17 protein-coding genes are annotated in these 15,163 nt (G+C 71.6%); 7 read left to right on the top strand and 10 right to left on the bottom strand.

Annotated features, from left to right (window positions below; translation table 11 throughout):
* Positions 1 to 114 precede the first annotated feature (114 nt).
* Positions 115 to 939, top strand: a complete 825-nt coding sequence (locus OG252_RS31910; RefSeq protein ID WP_329345229.1) for a helix-turn-helix domain-containing protein — start codon at positions 115 to 117, stop codon at positions 937 to 939.
* Positions 926 to 1,165 (top strand): DUF397 domain-containing protein, encoded by a 240-nt coding sequence (locus OG252_RS31905; protein ID WP_266439322.1) that lies wholly within the window; start codon positions 926 to 928, stop codon positions 1,163 to 1,165. Before OG252_RS31910 ends, OG252_RS31905 begins: the two co-directional genes overlap by 14 nt.
* Here OG252_RS31905 and OG252_RS31900 read toward each other — a convergent pair.
* The 4 genes from OG252_RS31900 to OG252_RS31885 form a co-directional block, all read right to left on the bottom strand.
* Positions 1,146 to 2,246 carry a hypothetical protein gene (locus OG252_RS31900; RefSeq protein ID WP_329340401.1) on the bottom strand — a complete coding sequence of 367 codons (1,101 nt, stop codon included), beginning with the start codon at positions 2,244 to 2,246 and terminating at the stop codon, positions 1,146 to 1,148. The two genes, OG252_RS31905 and OG252_RS31900, sit on opposite strands and share 20 nt — an antisense overlap.
* 160 nt (positions 2,247 to 2,406) lie before the next feature.
* Positions 2,407 to 3,207 (bottom strand): sugar phosphate isomerase/epimerase family protein, encoded by an 801-nt coding sequence (locus tag OG252_RS31895; protein ID WP_406498956.1) that lies wholly within the window; start codon positions 3,205 to 3,207, stop codon positions 2,407 to 2,409.
* Positions 3,208 to 3,242: 35 nt separating this feature from the next.
* On the bottom strand, positions 3,243 to 4,394 hold the full coding sequence (locus OG252_RS31890; RefSeq protein ID WP_329340399.1) for a dihydrodipicolinate synthase family protein: 1,152 nt from the start codon (positions 4,392 to 4,394) through the stop codon (positions 3,243 to 3,245).
* Positions 4,391 to 5,542: a Gfo/Idh/MocA family protein gene (locus OG252_RS31885; RefSeq protein ID WP_266439316.1), complete on the bottom strand. Its 1,152-nt coding sequence runs from the start codon at positions 5,540 to 5,542 to the stop codon at positions 4,391 to 4,393. Before OG252_RS31885 ends, OG252_RS31890 begins: the two co-directional genes overlap by 4 nt.
* Positions 5,543 to 5,891: 349 nt before the next feature.
* On the opposite strand from OG252_RS31885, the gene OG252_RS31880 reads away from it, so the two are divergent.
* The 4 genes from OG252_RS31880 to OG252_RS31865 all read left to right on the top strand — a co-directional run bounded on the left by OG252_RS31880 (position 5,892) and on the right by OG252_RS31865 (position 9,650).
* On the top strand, positions 5,892 to 6,938 hold the full coding sequence (locus tag OG252_RS31880; protein ID WP_266439315.1) for a LacI family DNA-binding transcriptional regulator: 1,047 nt from the start codon (positions 5,892 to 5,894) through the stop codon (positions 6,936 to 6,938).
* Positions 6,939 to 7,192: 254 nt separating this feature from the next.
* Positions 7,193 to 7,789 (top strand): dihydrofolate reductase family protein, encoded by a 597-nt coding sequence (locus tag OG252_RS31875; RefSeq protein ID WP_329340397.1) that lies wholly within the window; start codon positions 7,193 to 7,195, stop codon positions 7,787 to 7,789.
* Positions 7,790 to 7,905: 116 nt separating this feature from the next.
* A complete protein-coding gene (locus OG252_RS31870) occupies positions 7,906 to 8,838 on the top strand; it encodes a bifunctional helix-turn-helix transcriptional regulator/GNAT family N-acetyltransferase (protein WP_329340395.1) in 933 nt (310 codons plus the stop codon).
* 11 nt (positions 8,839 to 8,849) lie between these two features.
* Positions 8,850 to 9,650 carry a sugar phosphate isomerase/epimerase family protein gene (locus OG252_RS31865; protein ID WP_329340394.1) on the top strand — a complete coding sequence of 267 codons (801 nt, stop codon included), beginning with the start codon at positions 8,850 to 8,852 and terminating at the stop codon, positions 9,648 to 9,650.
* Position 9,651: 1 nt separating this feature from the next.
* Here the strand turns inward: OG252_RS31865 and OG252_RS31860 are convergent, their stop codons facing one another.
* Positions 9,652 to 10,257: an RBBP9/YdeN family alpha/beta hydrolase gene (locus OG252_RS31860; protein ID WP_329340392.1), complete on the bottom strand. Its 606-nt coding sequence runs from the start codon at positions 10,255 to 10,257 to the stop codon at positions 9,652 to 9,654.
* A 51-nt stretch (positions 10,258 to 10,308) separates the two neighbouring features.
* Here OG252_RS31860 and OG252_RS31855 point away from each other — a divergent pair, with 51 nt between their 5' ends.
* Positions 10,309 to 11,247, top strand: coding sequence for a LysR family transcriptional regulator (locus OG252_RS31855; RefSeq protein WP_266439308.1), 939 nt, complete (start codon positions 10,309 to 10,311; stop codon positions 11,245 to 11,247).
* Between the two features lie 31 nt (positions 11,248 to 11,278).
* Here OG252_RS31855 and OG252_RS31850 read toward each other — a convergent pair whose 3' ends face one another.
* The 5 genes from OG252_RS31850 to OG252_RS31830 all read right to left on the bottom strand — a co-directional run bounded on the left by OG252_RS31850 (position 11,279) and on the right by OG252_RS31830 (position 15,090).
* Entirely contained in the window at positions 11,279 to 11,629 is a 351-nt protein-coding gene (locus OG252_RS31850) for a hypothetical protein (protein WP_266439306.1), read from the bottom strand.
* A gap of 34 nt (positions 11,630 to 11,663) precedes the next feature.
* Positions 11,664 to 12,161: a hypothetical protein gene (locus OG252_RS31845; protein WP_266439305.1), complete on the bottom strand. Its 498-nt coding sequence runs from the start codon at positions 12,159 to 12,161 to the stop codon at positions 11,664 to 11,666.
* Positions 12,154 to 12,783, bottom strand: coding sequence for a GNAT family N-acetyltransferase (locus OG252_RS31840; RefSeq protein WP_329340388.1), 630 nt, complete (start codon positions 12,781 to 12,783; stop codon positions 12,154 to 12,156). The genes OG252_RS31845 and OG252_RS31840 overlap by 8 nt, the downstream gene beginning before the upstream one ends.
* 12 nt (positions 12,784 to 12,795) lie before the next feature.
* Positions 12,796 to 14,037, bottom strand: coding sequence for a 3-phosphoshikimate 1-carboxyvinyltransferase (aroA, locus tag OG252_RS31835; protein WP_329340386.1), 1,242 nt, complete (start codon positions 14,035 to 14,037; stop codon positions 12,796 to 12,798).
* 117 nt (positions 14,038 to 14,154) lie between these two features.
* Positions 14,155 to 15,090: a peptidoglycan-binding protein gene (locus tag OG252_RS31830; protein ID WP_329340384.1), complete on the bottom strand. Its 936-nt coding sequence runs from the start codon at positions 15,088 to 15,090 to the stop codon at positions 14,155 to 14,157.
* Positions 15,091 to 15,163: the final 73 nt, after the last annotated feature.

The raw sequence follows: 15,163 nt of genomic DNA, 5'->3' as shown, positions 1-15,163 counted from the left end.
TGCTTTCTTTCGACTGCGTTCTGTGATGAATCACTCACAGAGTGGGGTCGGCCGTGGCTACGCTTCCAGTACCTGGGAGTTGACACGGCGCACGTCAAGTTGGGAGCCAGCAGCATGGCGAAGCCTCGTACACCGCGGACGCAACGGGAGAAGTACGGAGAGGAACTGAGGCTGCGGCGGGCGTCGGCCGAACTCACTCAGGAGCAGCTGGGCGACCAGGTGGTGTGTTCACCCACTCTCATCAGCCACTTCGAGGCGGGACGGCGGCTGCCTAGGCCCGACGACGCGCAGCGGATCGATCGGGCGCTGGGGACGGACGGGTTCTTCGCGCGGTGGCTGGAGGACCTGCAGAGCAAGTACGACGACTGCTTCGCCGCCGCTGCCCAGCTGGAACAACAGGCCACGCTGATCCAGCAGTTCGCGCTCACGCTGGTTCCCGGCGTACTCCAGACACCTGCCTACGCAAGGGCCGTGTTCAGCGCGTACCGGCCCAACCACACGTCCGAGGAACTTGACAGGGAAGTCGTCATCCGAACAGAGCGTGCCCGGATTCTGGACGGGCCGTCGAATCCGGTCATTTGGACACTCCTCGACGAGGCCGTCCTGCGGCGCCGGGTCGGCGGCTCCCAAGTCATGGCCGAGCAGCTGCACAAGATCGCGGACGTGGCCGAGGCCGGACGACTACGCCTGCATGTGCTGCCCTACAGCGTTGGCGCACACCCGCTTCAGCAGAGCCTGCTCACACTGATGAGCTTCGAGGACTCCGCTCCGGTGGCGTACGTCGAAGGCTTCCTCACCGGCAACTTGATCGACGATCCAGCGCTGGTGACCGCGAGCCAGACGGCTTACGCTCTTGCGCTGAGCGACGCGTTGTCGCAGCAGGAATCACTGGCCCTCGTCAGAGCGGCAGCGGAGGAACACGCACATGGTCAGCACTGAGCACACGGTCCCCGACTCGTCCGTTCTGACCGGATGGTTCAAGTCCAGCTACAGCGGCGGCAACCAAGGCGAATGCCTGGAAGTCGCCCGTGGCCACGCCGACGTGCCGATCCGCGACAGCAAGGCCGACAGCGGACCGGCACTGGTCTTCTCGGCGGGCGGCTGGGCGTCGTTCGTCTCCGCCGTCAGGGAGGGCCGTATCGGCCCTAACTCGCCCGCCACCTGAGCGGCTTCACACCCGTGCCCTCTCCCTCGAACGACACCATCGCCGGGCGGTCGCCCTTCGGGAGCAGGTAGATCGTGCACAGGGTGAGTGTGTCGTTCGGCTGCAGGCGGGTGTTCGAGACGCTGCCCCGGCACTGGTCGATGCCCTCTCCCTTCTTGGAGGCGGAGATGGACAGGTCGAGCAGGGGCCGCACGTCGCGGCCCCCGGCGCTGCGCAGGGCCACGCCGTCGTCCATGACCGGGAGGAGCTTCTCCTTGCCGACGTTGCGGTACTCGACCGACACGTACCAGGGCACGGTGTTCTTGGACGTGTCGGTCAGGTCGTAGTCGCGCAGGTCGGCGAGGCTTCCGGCGCGCACGCTCTTCGGTGTGACGCGGATCGGGACGGCAGCGCCCTTCGTCGTGACGTCCTCCCAGGACGAGTCGGCGGTCGTGCCGGCGGCCAGCAGTCCGTCGTCGTCGCCCTTGCCGTCGCCGACCTTCCACAGCAGGGTGCCGCCGGTCTCGTCGGAGTAGGCGACGGTCGCGGGCTCAGGTCCCTTGGGCATCATGACCAGTTGGCACACGGTGGCGGTGCCGCCCGGCGGGACGGAGGCGGGTCCGGCCTTGTCGCAGTCGTCCGGCAGGTTCGTACTCGATGCGGTGGCAAGCGAGTTGGAGTTCCACAGGGTCACCGGTGTGCCCGGCGTCCCGTCGGCGAGGGTGACCGTGAAGTTCGCCTCGGGTCCCCGGCCGGTCACCGCGTCCGAGCCGGTGTTGGTGTATCCGACGGTCAGGTAGTACGGGACCATCCCCTGGAGGTCCTTGTCCATGTTCACGTCTTCGAGGTCCGCCGCCGTACCACGCGTGAGCCGCTTGGGGGCGATCTTCACCTGCTGCGTCGCACTGGAACTGGTCCATGTCCCTTCGCGTACGGTCGACTCGACCGTCAGCGCCACGGGTTTGCTGGTTCCCTTGGCGGAATCGGCGCCCTCGCCGTCACCGGATCCGCCCGAGTCGGTGCCGTCCGCCCCACAGGCCGTCACCACCAGCGCGAGCACACCGGCCCCCGCAATTCCCGCCATCGATCTGCGCGTACGCATCCGCACCCCGTGTTTGCTCTCCGCTGTTCTGTTCACAACGCGAACAGCCTATACACAGGGGATCTCTCGCGATCCGGCCGCCGGGGGTCTCCCCCACCCGGCGGCCGTCGATCGCTTCCGGCGAGACCGGTGGCGCGTTCGCCTCCGCTCGCTCACCCACTCATCGGATCACGTGCTCCACGAACCGTGCCGCGGTCTCCGCGAGCACCTCTCGGCCGTCCCGTGCCCACAACGTGTCGTTGAACAGTTCGACTTCGATCGGCCCGGTGTAGCCGGCCGCCTCCACGTGGCCCTTCCACTCCCGCATGTCGACCGAGCCGTCGCCGATCTGGCCGCGGCCGTTGAGGACGCCCTCCGGCAGCGGGGTGGTCCAGTCGGCGAGCTGGAAGGTGTGGATGCGGCCGCCCGCACCCGCGCGGGCGATCTGCGCGGGTGCCGTGTCGTCCCACCAGATGTGGTACGTGTCCACCGTGACGCCGACCTGGTGGGCCGGGAAGCGTTCGGCGAGATCGAGGGCCTGGGTGAGGGTCGAGACCACGCAGCGGTCGGACGCGAACATGGGATGCAGCGGCTCGATGGCCAGCTTCACGCCGTGCCGCTCCGCGTACGGGCCCAGCTCGGCCAGCGCGTCGGCGATCCGCTCCCGGGCGCCGTGCAGGTCCTTGGAGCCGGCCGGCAGGCCGCCGGAGACCAGGACCAGGACCTCGGTGCCGAGGGTGGCGGCCTCGTCGACCGCGCGGCGGTTGTCGTCCAGCGCCTTGGCGCGCTCGTCCGGGTCGGTCGCCGTGAGGAAGCCGCCGCGGCAGAGGGTGGTGACGGCAAGACCGGCGTCGCGGACCAGCTTCGCCGTCGCCTCCACACCGTACGACTGGACCGGTTCACGCCAGAGGCCCACCCCGGGGACGCCCAGTTCCACGCAGGCGTCGACCAGTTCGGGCATCGACAGTTGCTTGACCGTCATCTGGTTGATGGAGAAGCGGGAGAGATCTGCGGTGCTCACTGGGTCACTCCGTACAGGCTCAGCAGGTTCTTCATGCGCTCCTGGGCCAGCTTCGGGTCCGGGAACAGGCCCAGGCCGTCGGCGAGTTCGTAGGCGCGGGCGAAGTGCGGGAGGGAGCGGGCCGACTGGAGGCCGCCGACCATCGTGAAGTGGCTCTGATGGCCCGCGAGCCACGCCAGGAACACCACGCCGGTCTTGTAGAAGCGGGTCGGCTTCTGGAAGAGGTGGCGGGACAGCTCGACGGTGGGGTCGAGGAGTTCGCGGAAGGCGGCCACGTTGCCGGTGTCCAGCACCCGTACCGCCTCGGCGGCCAGGGGCCCGAGCGGGTCGAAGATGCCGAGCAGCGCGTGGCTGAAGCCCTTCTCGTCGCCCGCGATGAGCTCGGGGTAGTTGAAGTCGTCGCCCGTGTAGCAGCGCACGCCCTTCGGGAGCCGGCGGCGCAGGTCGACCTCGCGCTGGGCGTCCAGGAGGGAGACCTTGATGCCGTCCACCTTGTCGGGGTGGGCGGCGATGACCTCGAGGAAGGTGTCGGTGGCGGCGTCCAGGTCGGACGAGCCCCAGTAGCCCTCCAGCGCCGGGTCGAACATCGGGCCGAGCCAGTGCAGGATCACCGGCTCGGTGGACTGGCGGAGCAGGTGGCCGTAGACGTCGAGGTAGTCCTCGGGGCCCTTGGCGGCCGCCGCGAGGGCGCGGGAGGCCATGAGGATCGCCTGGGCGCCCGACTCCTCGACGAGGGCCAGCTGCTCCTCGTAGGCCGCGCGGACCTCGTCCAGTGTCCCGGCGGCGATCTGGTCGGTGCCGACGCCGCACGCGATGAGACCGCCCACCGCCTTGGCCTCGGCGGCGCTGCGGCGGATCAGCTCGGCCGCGCCCGCCCAGTCCAGGCCCATGCCGCGCTGGGCGGTGTCCATGGCCTCGGCGACGCCGAGCCCGTGGGACCACAGGTGGCGGCGGAAGGCGAGGGTGGCGTCCCAGTCGACGGCGGCGGGCGAGTCCGGCGACACGTCCGCGTACGGGTCGGCCACCACGTGGGCCGCCGAGAAGACCGTACGGGAGGTGAAGGCGGCGCCGGAGGTGACGGCGAGGGGTTCGGGGCGGGGTTCGTAGGTCCGCAACCCGCCCTTGAAGTCGGGGAGTCGGATGGTCACAGGGAGACCTCCGGCACGTCGAGGCGACGGCCCTCGGCCGAGGACTTCAGGCCCAGCTCGGCGAGCTGGACGCCGCGGGCGCCGGCGAGGAGGTCCCAGTGGTAGGGGGCGTCGGCGTAGACGTGCTTGAGGAAGAGCTCCCACTGGGCCTTGAAGCCGTTGTCGAACTCGGCGTTGTCGGGCACCTCCTGCCACTGGTCGCGGAAGGCCTCGGTGGCGGGGATGTCCGGGTTCCAGACCGGCTTGGGGGTGGCGGACCGGTGCTGGACCCGGCAGTTCCTGAGTCCGGCCACCGCGGAGCCCTCCGTGCCGTCGACCTGGAACTCCACGAGCTCGTCGCGGTTGACGCGGACCGCCCACGAGGAGTTGATCTGGGCGATCGCGCCGCCGTCGAGCTCGAAGATGCCGTAGGCGGCGTCGTCGGCCGTCGCGTCGTAGGGCTTGTCGTTCTCGTCCCAGCGCTGCGGGATGTGGGTGGTGGCGATGGCCTGGACGGACTTCACGCGGCCGAACAGCTCGTGGAGCACGTACTCCCAGTGCGGGAACATGTCGACAACGATGCCACCGCCGTCCTCGGCGCGGTAGTTCCACGAGGGGCGCTGGGCCGCCTGCCAGTCGCCCTCGAAGACCCAGTAGCCGAACTCGCCGCGGACGGAGAGGATCCGGCCGAAGAAGCCGCCGTCGATGAGGCGCTTGAGCTTGAGCAGGCCGGGGAGGAAGAGCTTGTCCTGGACCACGCCGTGCTTGATGCCCTTCGCGTTGGCCAGGCGGGCGAGCTCCAGGGCGCCTTCGAGACCGGTGGCCGTCGGCTTCTCCGTGTAGATGTGCTTGCCCGCGGCGATCGCCTTCTTGATCGCCCCCTCGCGGGCGGAGGTGACCTGGGCGTCGAAGTAGATGTCGACGGTCGGGTCGGCGAGGACCGCGTCCACGTCCGTCGAGATGTGCTCCAGGCCGTGCCGCTCGGCCAGCGTCCGCAGGGCGTGCTCACGGCGGCCGACCAGGATCGGCTCCGGCCACAGCACAGTGCCGTCGCCGAGGTCGAGGCCGCCCTGCTCGCGGAGGGCCAGGATGGAGCGGACCAGGTGCTGGCGGTAGCCCATGCGCCCGGTCACGCCGTTCATGGCGATACGCACCGTCTTGCGTGTCACGTCATTCCCTTCGTAGGCGTCGTACGCGTTTCGTACGCGGTTGTGCGCGCCGCGTACGCCTCTACTGATGAGCGTTACAGCAAGCGCTTTCTATCTGATGAGAAGCTAGCCTCTGAGCAGCGGTCCAGACAAGACCGTGACGGGGTTGAGTTGTTCGAGGGGGCGAACAACTGGGGGTGGGGGCTTTAAGGTCTGGTCGACACCATTGGCTTACCCATGGCTTACCCACGGCTTGCCCACAGCTGCGGGAACCGGTGGGGGCCGTTGGCCCGTGTACGACGAGGTAACCGGCCTTGGTCGGTGTGTGTACGACGAGGTACGACGAGAAGCGCGACCGGAGGACGACGAGATGACGGTGACCCTGGCGGACGTGGCGGCCCGCGCCCAGGTCTCCCCCGCGACGGTGTCGCGCGTGCTCAACGGGAACTACCCCGTCGCCGCCTCCACCCGTGAGCGGGTGCTGCGGGCGGTGGACGAGCTGGACTACGTACTGAACGGCCCCGCTAGCTCACTGGCGGCGGCGACCTCCGACCTGGTCGGGATCCTGGTGAACGACATCGCCGACCCGTTCTTCGGGATCATGGCGGGCGCGATCCAGTCCGAGATGGGCGGGCCCGGCGGGCGGGCCGGCGGCGAGCGGCTGGCGGTCGTGTGCAACACCGGGGGCTCACCGGAGCGCGAGCTGACCTACCTCACGCTGCTGCAGCGGCAGCGGGCGGCGGCCGTCGTACTGACCGGCGGCGCGATGGAGAACGTGCCGCACGCGGCGGCCATGACGTCGAAGCTGCGGAAGATGGCGGACGCGGGGACGCGGGTGGTGCTGTGCGGGAGACCGCCGGCGCCGGACACCCGGGCGATCGCGCTGACCTTCGACAACCGCGGGGGCGGGCGGGAACTCACCGAGCACCTCATCGGGCTCGGGCACCGGCGGCTGGGCTACATCGCGGGCCCCGAGGAACGGACGACGACCCGGCACCGGCTGGAAGGCCACCGGGAGGCGCTGAAGGCCCACGGCATCCACGAGGACCCGCGCTGGACCGTCCACGGGCGGTACGACCGGCGCTCGGGCTACGAGGCCACGCTGGAGCTGCTCCGCCGGGACCCCTCGCTCACGGCGGTGGTGGCGGCGAACGACTCCGTCGCGCTGGGGGCGTGCGCGGCGCTGCGGGACTCCGGGCTGCGGATTCCGGACGACGTGTCGGTGGCCGGGTTCGACGATCTTCCCTTCAGCATCGACGCGGTGCCCGCTCTGACGACGGTTCGGCTGCCGTTGGCCGAGGCGGGGGCGCGGGCGGGGCGGATCGCGATGGGGCGGGAGGAGCCGCCGCCGGGAGGGATCGCGACGGTGCGCGGGGAGTTGATGGTGCGGGGGTCCTCCGGGGTGCCGCGGGGTTGAGCTCGCCGGTGCTTGTTCGGTGACCCGGCGTTGGGGCTTCTGGGGGCTCCGCCCCCAGACCCCCGGCCTTTGCCCACCCACCACCCGTCTCGGTCGGTCGAGAAGGGGGCCCACCCCCTGGGGGCTGCGCCCCCAGACCCCGCTGAAGACGGTGACCGATGAGTTTCGCGGCGTGCCCCGGTCTGTACAACCGAGATCGCCGAGATCGCCGAGCACGCCTGTTCGGCGTCCGTGAGGAAACTGGAGTGGGTCCCATGCGCATCGTCATCACCGCTTTCATCAGTCTCGACGGAGTCGTCCAGGCGCCCGGCGGGCCCGAGGAGGACACCGAGGGCGGGTTCGCGCACGGTGGCTGGACGCACCCGTTCTTCGACGCGGAGGTCGCCGGCGGGGCCTTCGACGCGGCGATGGCGGAGGCGGACGCGCTGCTGTTCGGGCGGCGTACGTGGCAGATGATGGCGGGGGCGTGGCCGGAGCGGGCCGGGGATCCGTTCGCGGACCGGATGAACTCCATCCCGAAGTACGTGGTGTCCCGGACGCTCTCCGATGAGCAGCTGACCTGGAACAACACCACCCGTATCCCCGGTGACGAGGCCGTCGCGCACCTCCGCAAGCTGCGCGACAGCGACGGCGGCAGCCTCTTGATCATGGGCAGCCCCTCGCTCGCCCGCACGCTGCTGAGCGAGGGACTCGTCGACGAGCTGCGGCTCATCGTCATGCCGGTGATGCTCGGCGGCGGCAAGTCGATCTTCCCGGAGGACGGGACCAAGGCCGCCTTCGAGCTGGTGTCGACGACGGCCGCACCGACGGGGACGCAGGTGTGCGTGTACCGGGCCGCCAAGGAGGCGTGACGAACCGAGGGAGCGGGCGCCGCACGGCCATGGACGGACGGCGCCCCCGCGTCCTACGCTCGACCCAGCGATATCTCTGACTGAGTCAACCATCGGACCTTCGGGGGTGGGTCGACATGACCGTCCAGGACATCCGCGCCTTCAACCGCTTCTACACGAACGTCATCGGTGCTCTCGACTACAGCCGTCAGCTCTACGCCCCCTACACCCTCACCGAGTCCCGGGTGCTGTACGAGCTCGCGCACTCCACGCGCACGGACGCGGCCGACCTGCGCGGCGAACTCTCCCTGGACGCCGGGTACTTGAGCCGGATCCTGAACAAGTTCGAGCAGGACGGCCTGATCGAGCGCGCGCCCTCCCGGCAGGACCCGCGCCGACGCCGTGTCACGCTCACCGCACGCGGCCGCGAGACCGCCGCTCTGCTCGCGGAGCGCGCCAACGAGAGCGTGGGCGCCCTGCTGTCCACCGTCCCCGCCGCCGACCGGCCCCGCCTCGCCGACGCGCTGCGCACGGTCCGCACGATCCTCGCCGACGGCCACCGGCCCCGGCCCGAGGACGTCGTCCTGCGCGAGCCCGGCCCCGGCGACCTCGGCTGGATCGTGCAGCGCAACGCCGCGCTGTACGCGGCCGAGTACAGCTGGAACGCCGACTACGAGGGGCTGGTCGCGAGGATCGTCGCCGACTTCGCGGAGGACCACGATCCGCACCTGGAGCGGGTGTGGATCGCCGAGCTGGACGGGCGGCCGGTGGGCTGCGTGATGTGCGTACGGGACGAGGCGCCCGCCACCGCCCGGCTGCGGCTGCTGCTGGTCGAGCCGGACACGCGGGGGCTCGGCATCGGTGACCGGCTGGTGGGGGCGGTCGTCGACTTCGCGCGCGGGGTCGGCTACCGCGACCTGGTCCTGTGGACCAACGACGTCCTCTCCGCCGCCCGCCGCATCTACCGGCGGCACGGTTTCGTCCTCGTCGCCGAGAAACCCCACCGCTCGTTCGGAAAGGACCTGATCGGCCAGGACTGGCGCCTGGACCTCAGCGGCACCGGCGAGTGACAGTAGGGACCATGAAACTGGCGTTCTCCACCCTCGGTGTCCCCGGCCTGCCCCTCCCCGAAGTGCTGCGGCTCGCGACGACGTACGGCTACCACGGTGTCGAACTGCGCGCGGATCCGGAGGAGCCGGTCCATCCCGGCCTCGACCTGGCCCGACGCACGGACGTGGCCGCCGAGTTCAAGGCGGCGGGCGTGGAGGTCCTGGGGATCGCGGGGTACGCGCGGGTGGCCGCGCCGGGCGACGACGCGCCCGTGATCGAGGAGATGCGCCGCCTGCTCGACCTCGCCCGCGACCTGGGCGCCCCCTTCATCCGGGTGTTCCCCGGCGGCAGCGCCGAGCAGAGCCGGGAGGAGGCCGACGCCACGGCCGCCGGCCGCCTCGGTACGGCCGCCGAGTACGCCGCCGACCTCGGCGTCCGCATCCTCCTCGAGACCCACGACTCGCACCGCACCGGCGCCGACGCGATCCGTGTCCTCGGCCGGGTCGGCCACCGCCAGGTCGGCGCCCTCTGGGACGTCATGCACACCTGGCTGGGCGGCGAACAGCCCTCGGAGACCTACGCGGCGCTCTCCCCCTACCTCGGATACGTCCAGGTCAAGGACATCGCCTCCCCCGACGACACCACCCCGCTCCGCCTCGGCGCCGGCGTCCTCCCCCTCACCGAGTGCGTCGACGTCCTCTCCCGCCACGGCTGGGACGGCTGGCTGTGCTGGGAGTACGAGAAGCGGTGGTACGAGGCGGCCGCCCCGCTCCCCGACCTGCTGCGCGCGGGCCACGACCATCTGGCCCGGCTGCTCAACGACAGCGCCTGAATCACCCCCCGGACCGGGCCGCCGGACGCGCCGTGATCTTCGCGTCCGGGTCGAGGCACCAGTCCAGTACCGCGGGCCAGGGGCCGTAACCGGCGTCCAGGTCGAGGTGGGCGGCGCCGGGGAGGATCTCGGCCGGGATGCCGAGCGGGTCGCCGAAGAGCGTGCGCGCGCCCTCCGGGCAGTACGGGTCGTCGTCGCCGGCGACGAGGAGGGTGGGCGTGGGGAGGGCGAAGTCGAGGGGCGGCGCGGCGAACGCGGCGACCTCCGGGTGCCGTACGAGTACGGAGGCCGAGGGTGGGGCGACGAGGAGCACCCGGTCGACGTCCCCGGCACCCGGCACGGCACGGGCGACGGCGTGCAGCCACAGCAGGGCGGAGGCGCTGTGCGCGACGACGACCCGCTCGCCGGCCCCGCGGAGCGCGCCGAGGTGCCGGGCCAGCTCGCCCAGCCAGACGTCCAGGTCGGGGTCGTCGGCGTCGGGCAGCTGCGGGTAGGTGACGTGGTGGCCGAGGGCGGTGAGCCGGTCGGCAAGCCAGTGCTGCCAGTGGTCCTTGGGGCGGTGGTTCTGCCAGCCGTGGAGGATGAGGTAAGTGGCGTCGGCGGTCATGGGCTCGATGCTTTCCGATTCCCGCCACCCAGGTCCAGTTAATCTTTTGCGGTGGAACAGGTAAGTGAGACCTTCACAGTTGACCTGCGTCGTCTGAACGTCCTGCGCGAGCTGCAGCGCCGGGGCAGTCTGGCGAGTACGGCGGCGGCCCTGCACCTGACGCCTTCGGCGGTCTCCCAGCAGCTCGCGACGCTGGCCCGCGAGGCGGGCGTACCGCTGACGGAACGGGACGGGCGGGGCGTACGGCTGACCGGGCAGGCCCGGGTCCTGCTCGCCCACGCCGATCTGATCGCCGCCCAACTGGAGCGGGCGCGGGCCGACTTGGCGGCGTACGGGGAGGGCGGCCGGGGTGCGGTGACGGTCGGCTGCTTCTCCAGCGGCATCCTGGGCCTGCTGCCGGCCGCGTTGTGCGCCCTCGGCGATCGCCTCCCCCACGTCCGTATCGACGTCGTGGAGGCGGAACCGCCGGACCTGTTCACCGCGCTCGACGGGGGCCAGGTGGACGTGGCCGTGGCCGTGGACTTCGCGGCGGCGCCGCCGCACACGGACCGTCGCTACAGCCGGGTGGACCTGTTCACCGACGTCCTGGACGTGGCGCTGCCGACCGGGCATCGTCTCGCCGGCCGCGAGCGAGTGGCGTTGCGGGAGCTGGCCACCGAGGCGTGGATCGTCGGGGACGCCCGGAGCTGCTGCGGTGCGGTGGCCCGGTCGGTGTGCGCGGCGGCCGGGTTCACGCCGGACGTGCGGCACGCGGTGAACGACTGGGGGGCGCTGGCGGCGCTGGTGGAGGCGGGTCAGGGGGTGGCGCTGGTGCCGCGCCTGGTGCGGCCGTTGCACGCCCACCGGGACCTGGCCGTGCGCCCGGCCGACGGCGAGCCGCCGTCGCGGAACGTCTTCGTGGCCGTTCGGACGGGGGCGGAGGGGGATCCGGTGCTGGCGGCGGTGCGGGAGGAGCTGCGTAGGGCGGCGGCGGCCGTCGTAGGCGCGTGACCGCCGGTCACCGACAGGCCGCCGGGGGACGTCAGGTGACGACCGCGACGACGACCAGGGCCGCCCATACCGCGGCCAGCGCGCCCACTCGGATCAGGGGCACCCCGTCGAGGATCCTGCCCAGCCGTCCGGCCTCTTGGACCCGGACGGCCGGGAGGCGGCGCAGGGCCCACGTGAGCAGCAGCGACGCCCCGGTCGCGTAGGCGAGCAGGAAGAAGGGGCGGGCGCTGGGGTAGTCCGGGTCCCAGGGCTCGTGGGCCTCGTTCTCCATCCACAGGAGCGCGGCGACGGCGTACCACAGGAGTGCGCTGCCGCCCGTGACGACGGTGTCCAGCTCGGTGGACAGCACCGGCCTGCGGATGGTGACTCGGCCCGGCGTCATGGGGAGTTCCTCGGGGTCATGGCCAACGCCTCTCTCAGTCCCACCAGTTGAACAGCAGGTCGCTCAGCGTATCCGGCCGCCAGTAACGCAGCTGCGCCAGCTCGGCCTCCGCGAGCCCGGCCAGGTCCACCCTGCTCATCGGCGTGCTCAGCTCGTCGGCCCGCAGGGCCCGGAGGCCGGCCGCCAGGAAGGCCTCGGCCCAGCTCGGCGGGTCCACGAACCCCGACAGCGGGCGTCCCGGCTCCGGCGGGGTGTCCGTGAAGGCGACGAGCGGCAGGTGGGCGTGGCACAGGACGGTGCGCGACTCCCCGCGTCCGGCGATCGTCACGGCCTCGAAGCTCGACGTTCCGGGGACCGTCAGCACGTCGACGCGACGCCCGCCGCCTTTCCCGGCGGCCTCGAAGCACGCGGCGCGGAACAGCCGCACGTCCGTCGTCGGCAGGGGCTCGCCGCCCCCGTCCCGGAAACCCGTCGCACCCCGCGCGGGTCGTATCGGCGCCTCCCCGGCCCCGGACGGCCCTCCGCTATTCACGCGCCGCCAATCCCGCCAGCCGCTCCTCCAGCCGGCCCCGGCACTGGGGCCACTCCGCCGCCGTGATCGAGAAGATCGCGGAGTCGCGCAAGCGGCCGTCCTCGCCCGGCGCCCAGGAGCGGGACCAGTTGCGCAGGACGCCCTCGAAGCGGGCGCCGGCCTTCTGGATGGCCGCGCGGGAGCGGTCGTTGCGGGCGTCCGTCTTGAGGTCGATCCGGGCGACGCCCCACTTCTCGAAGGCGTGCCGGAAGAGCAGGAGCTTGGCCTCGGTGTTGATGCCCGTGCCCTGGGCGGAGGCGGCGAGCCAGGTGAAGCCGACCTCGACGGCGTCCAGTTGGTCGTCGGTCAGCCAGCAGCGGGGCTCCCAGAAGGACGTGGCGCCGACCACCCGGTTCGTGCGCGCGGAGATCTGGACGTACGGCGCGAGTCGTCCCGTGGCCGCGCGGGCGAGCTGTGCGTCGATGTACGCGGGGACCTCGTCGGCCCGGGGGACCCAGGTGAACGCGTAGGTGTCCCGGTTCTCCTCCGCCGCCTGCGCCAGCCCGGCCGCGTGCCGGTGCTCCAGCGGTTCCAGGCGGACCAACGCGCCCTCCAGGACTGGACCCTCCAGCTTGAAGCTCATCCTCGCCGTCCCTCACAACCGTGCGCGCAGCGCCCCGAACTGCTCATGGAAACCGGGGAAAGTCTTGCGTACGCAGCCGGGGTCGTCGAACGAGATTCCCGGCGTGCGCAGTCCCGTCACCGCGAAGGACATCACGATGCGGTGGTCGCCGTACGACGTGATCTCGGCACCCACCAGGCCGTCGGCCGCTCCACCCGGCCGGATCTCGATCCAGTCCGGGCCCGTCTCCACCGTCGCCCCCAGCCGTCGCAGGTTCTGCGCGCAGGCCTCCAGGCGGTCGCACTCCTTCACGCGGGTGTTGGCCACGTCCTCGATCCGTACCGGGCCGGAGGCGAAGGGGGCGATCGCGGCCAGGGTCGGCATGGTGTCGGAGATGTCCCGCATGGCGACCGTGAGGCCGTTCAGGCGGCCGGTTCCCCTGACCGTCGTGGCGTCCGCACCGATCGTCACCTCGGCGCCCATCCGCCGCAGTACGTCGACGAAGCCGAGGTCGCCCTGGAGCGCCCCCGCGCCGAGGCCGGGGACCGTGACCTCGCCGCCCGTCAGGGCCGCCGCCGCGAAGAAGTAACCGGCGGTGGAGGCGTCGGGCTCGATCGCGTACGTCGTGGCCCGGTAGCCGCCCGGCGGGACGTCGAAGACGTTCCCGTCCCGCCGCACCTCGACCCCGAACTCCCGCATCATCGCGAGCGTGATCTCCACGTACGGCGCCGAGACGAGGTCCGTCACCGCGATCCGCAGACCGGTCCGCGTCAGCGGGCCCAGCAGCAGCAACGCCGTCAGGTACTGCGAGGACTGGCCCGCGTCCAGCGTGACCTCGCCGCCCTCGACGCCCGCCGCCACCACCGTCAGCGGGTGGTGGCCCTCGGCCTCCTCGTGCCGCAGGTCCACGCCCAGGTCGCGCAGGGCCCGGGTCAGCGGGAGCAGCGGGCGCCGTCGCATCTGGGGCGAGGCGTCGAAGCGGTACGTGCCGTGGCCGGCCGCCGCGAGGGTCGGCAGGAAGCGGGCGGTGGTGGCGCCGTCGCGGCAGTACACGTCGGCCTCGGTCACCGCCGGGCCCTGCGGGCGGCCGTCGACCTGCCAGGCGTCCGGGGTCCGGCCGACCCGATAGCCGAGCCGGACCAGTCCCTCGGCGAAGCCCTCCGTGTCGTCCGAACGGAGCGGGCGCAGCAGGGTGGTGACACCGTCGGCCGCGGCCGCCAGGAAGAGGGCGCGGGCGGTGACGGACTTGGAACCGGGGATCTGCACGACGGCCATGGGGCCATGCTGACCCGACCCCCGGCCCACGTGCCGGAACGTCCGCGGAGTGGACCTTGGAAGGGACCCTGCAAGGGACCGTGGAGGGGACCTTGAACGGTCCGCGGTCCCGGCCGGTCAGGAGAAGAGCAGCCGCCAGGTCAGCGGGCCCGGACTGCCGTCCGCGTCGCCGCGCAGTTCCTTGCGGGACTTCTGGAAGTCACGCACGTTGAGCCGGTCCGCCTCGCCCCAGGTCCGGCTCGGGCCCACCTTGTAGTGGTCGCCGAAGCCGCGCTTCACCAGCTGCTTGCCGAGCTGGAGGACGTGCGCGTTCGAGGCCCCCTCCCTGAAGTACTTGCGCCCGGGGAACGCCGGGACCGTGGGCTTCGACGGCTTGGACGGCTTCGACGGCGTGGTCTGCGGCGGGGTGTCGTCGCCGAGGTCGAGATCGTCCTTGGCGTACTTGACCACCCGGGCGAAGTCGATCGCGCCGGGGTCGCCGTGGCTGTTCTCCGGCACGTGCATGTGGCCGCAGACGCCCTTGAACCCCTTCCACTCGGCGAACGACATCCGCTGGTCGCCGCCGTTGGCGTACGACGTGGGGTACGCCGGCCACGCCTTCGGGCCGGACAGCGCCACGCCGTGCTCCTCGTGCATCCACGCCAGGAACCGCGCGACTTCCCGCAGGGCCCAGTCGGGGGCGTCCGGCCAGTAGATGTGGGCCTGGCCGGCGGCCTTCCACTTGGCGTGGGTCTTGGGGTCGCAGGTGCCGACCAGTTCCACCTGGCAGACGTTCAGGGTGTTCGTCTCGACACCCTGGGCCTTGTTGGCGAGGGCCCTGGACGAGCTCTCGATGTCGAAGTGCTGGTACCACTTCAGCTTCTTGGCGGCGAGGTCCGGCACCGCCGTCAGGTTCGGCGCCATCGAGCCACCGCTGTAGCCCGGCAGGCTGCGCCCCTCGGTGGTGTGCAGGACGACGACGTTGACCTCCATCGCCGAACCGGGATAGTCGTCCTGGTACCAGTTCGCGCGGCTGGCGCCGGGGTATCTCTGAGGGCCGGTCTTCGTGCTCACGTGCTGCCTCCTTGTGTTGGCCGGTTTCGGCTCCCTGGGGCAGATCATGAGGCCAACCCGCGTGGAATGTGCG

This window comes from Streptomyces sp. NBC_01352 (assembly GCF_036237295.1).
In the GTDB taxonomy this organism is placed as follows: domain Bacteria; phylum Actinomycetota; class Actinomycetes; order Streptomycetales; family Streptomycetaceae; genus Streptomyces; species Streptomyces plumbiresistens.
The sequence above is the reverse complement of the archived record's forward strand: the minus strand, read 5'-3'. Positions and strand labels throughout refer to the sequence as shown.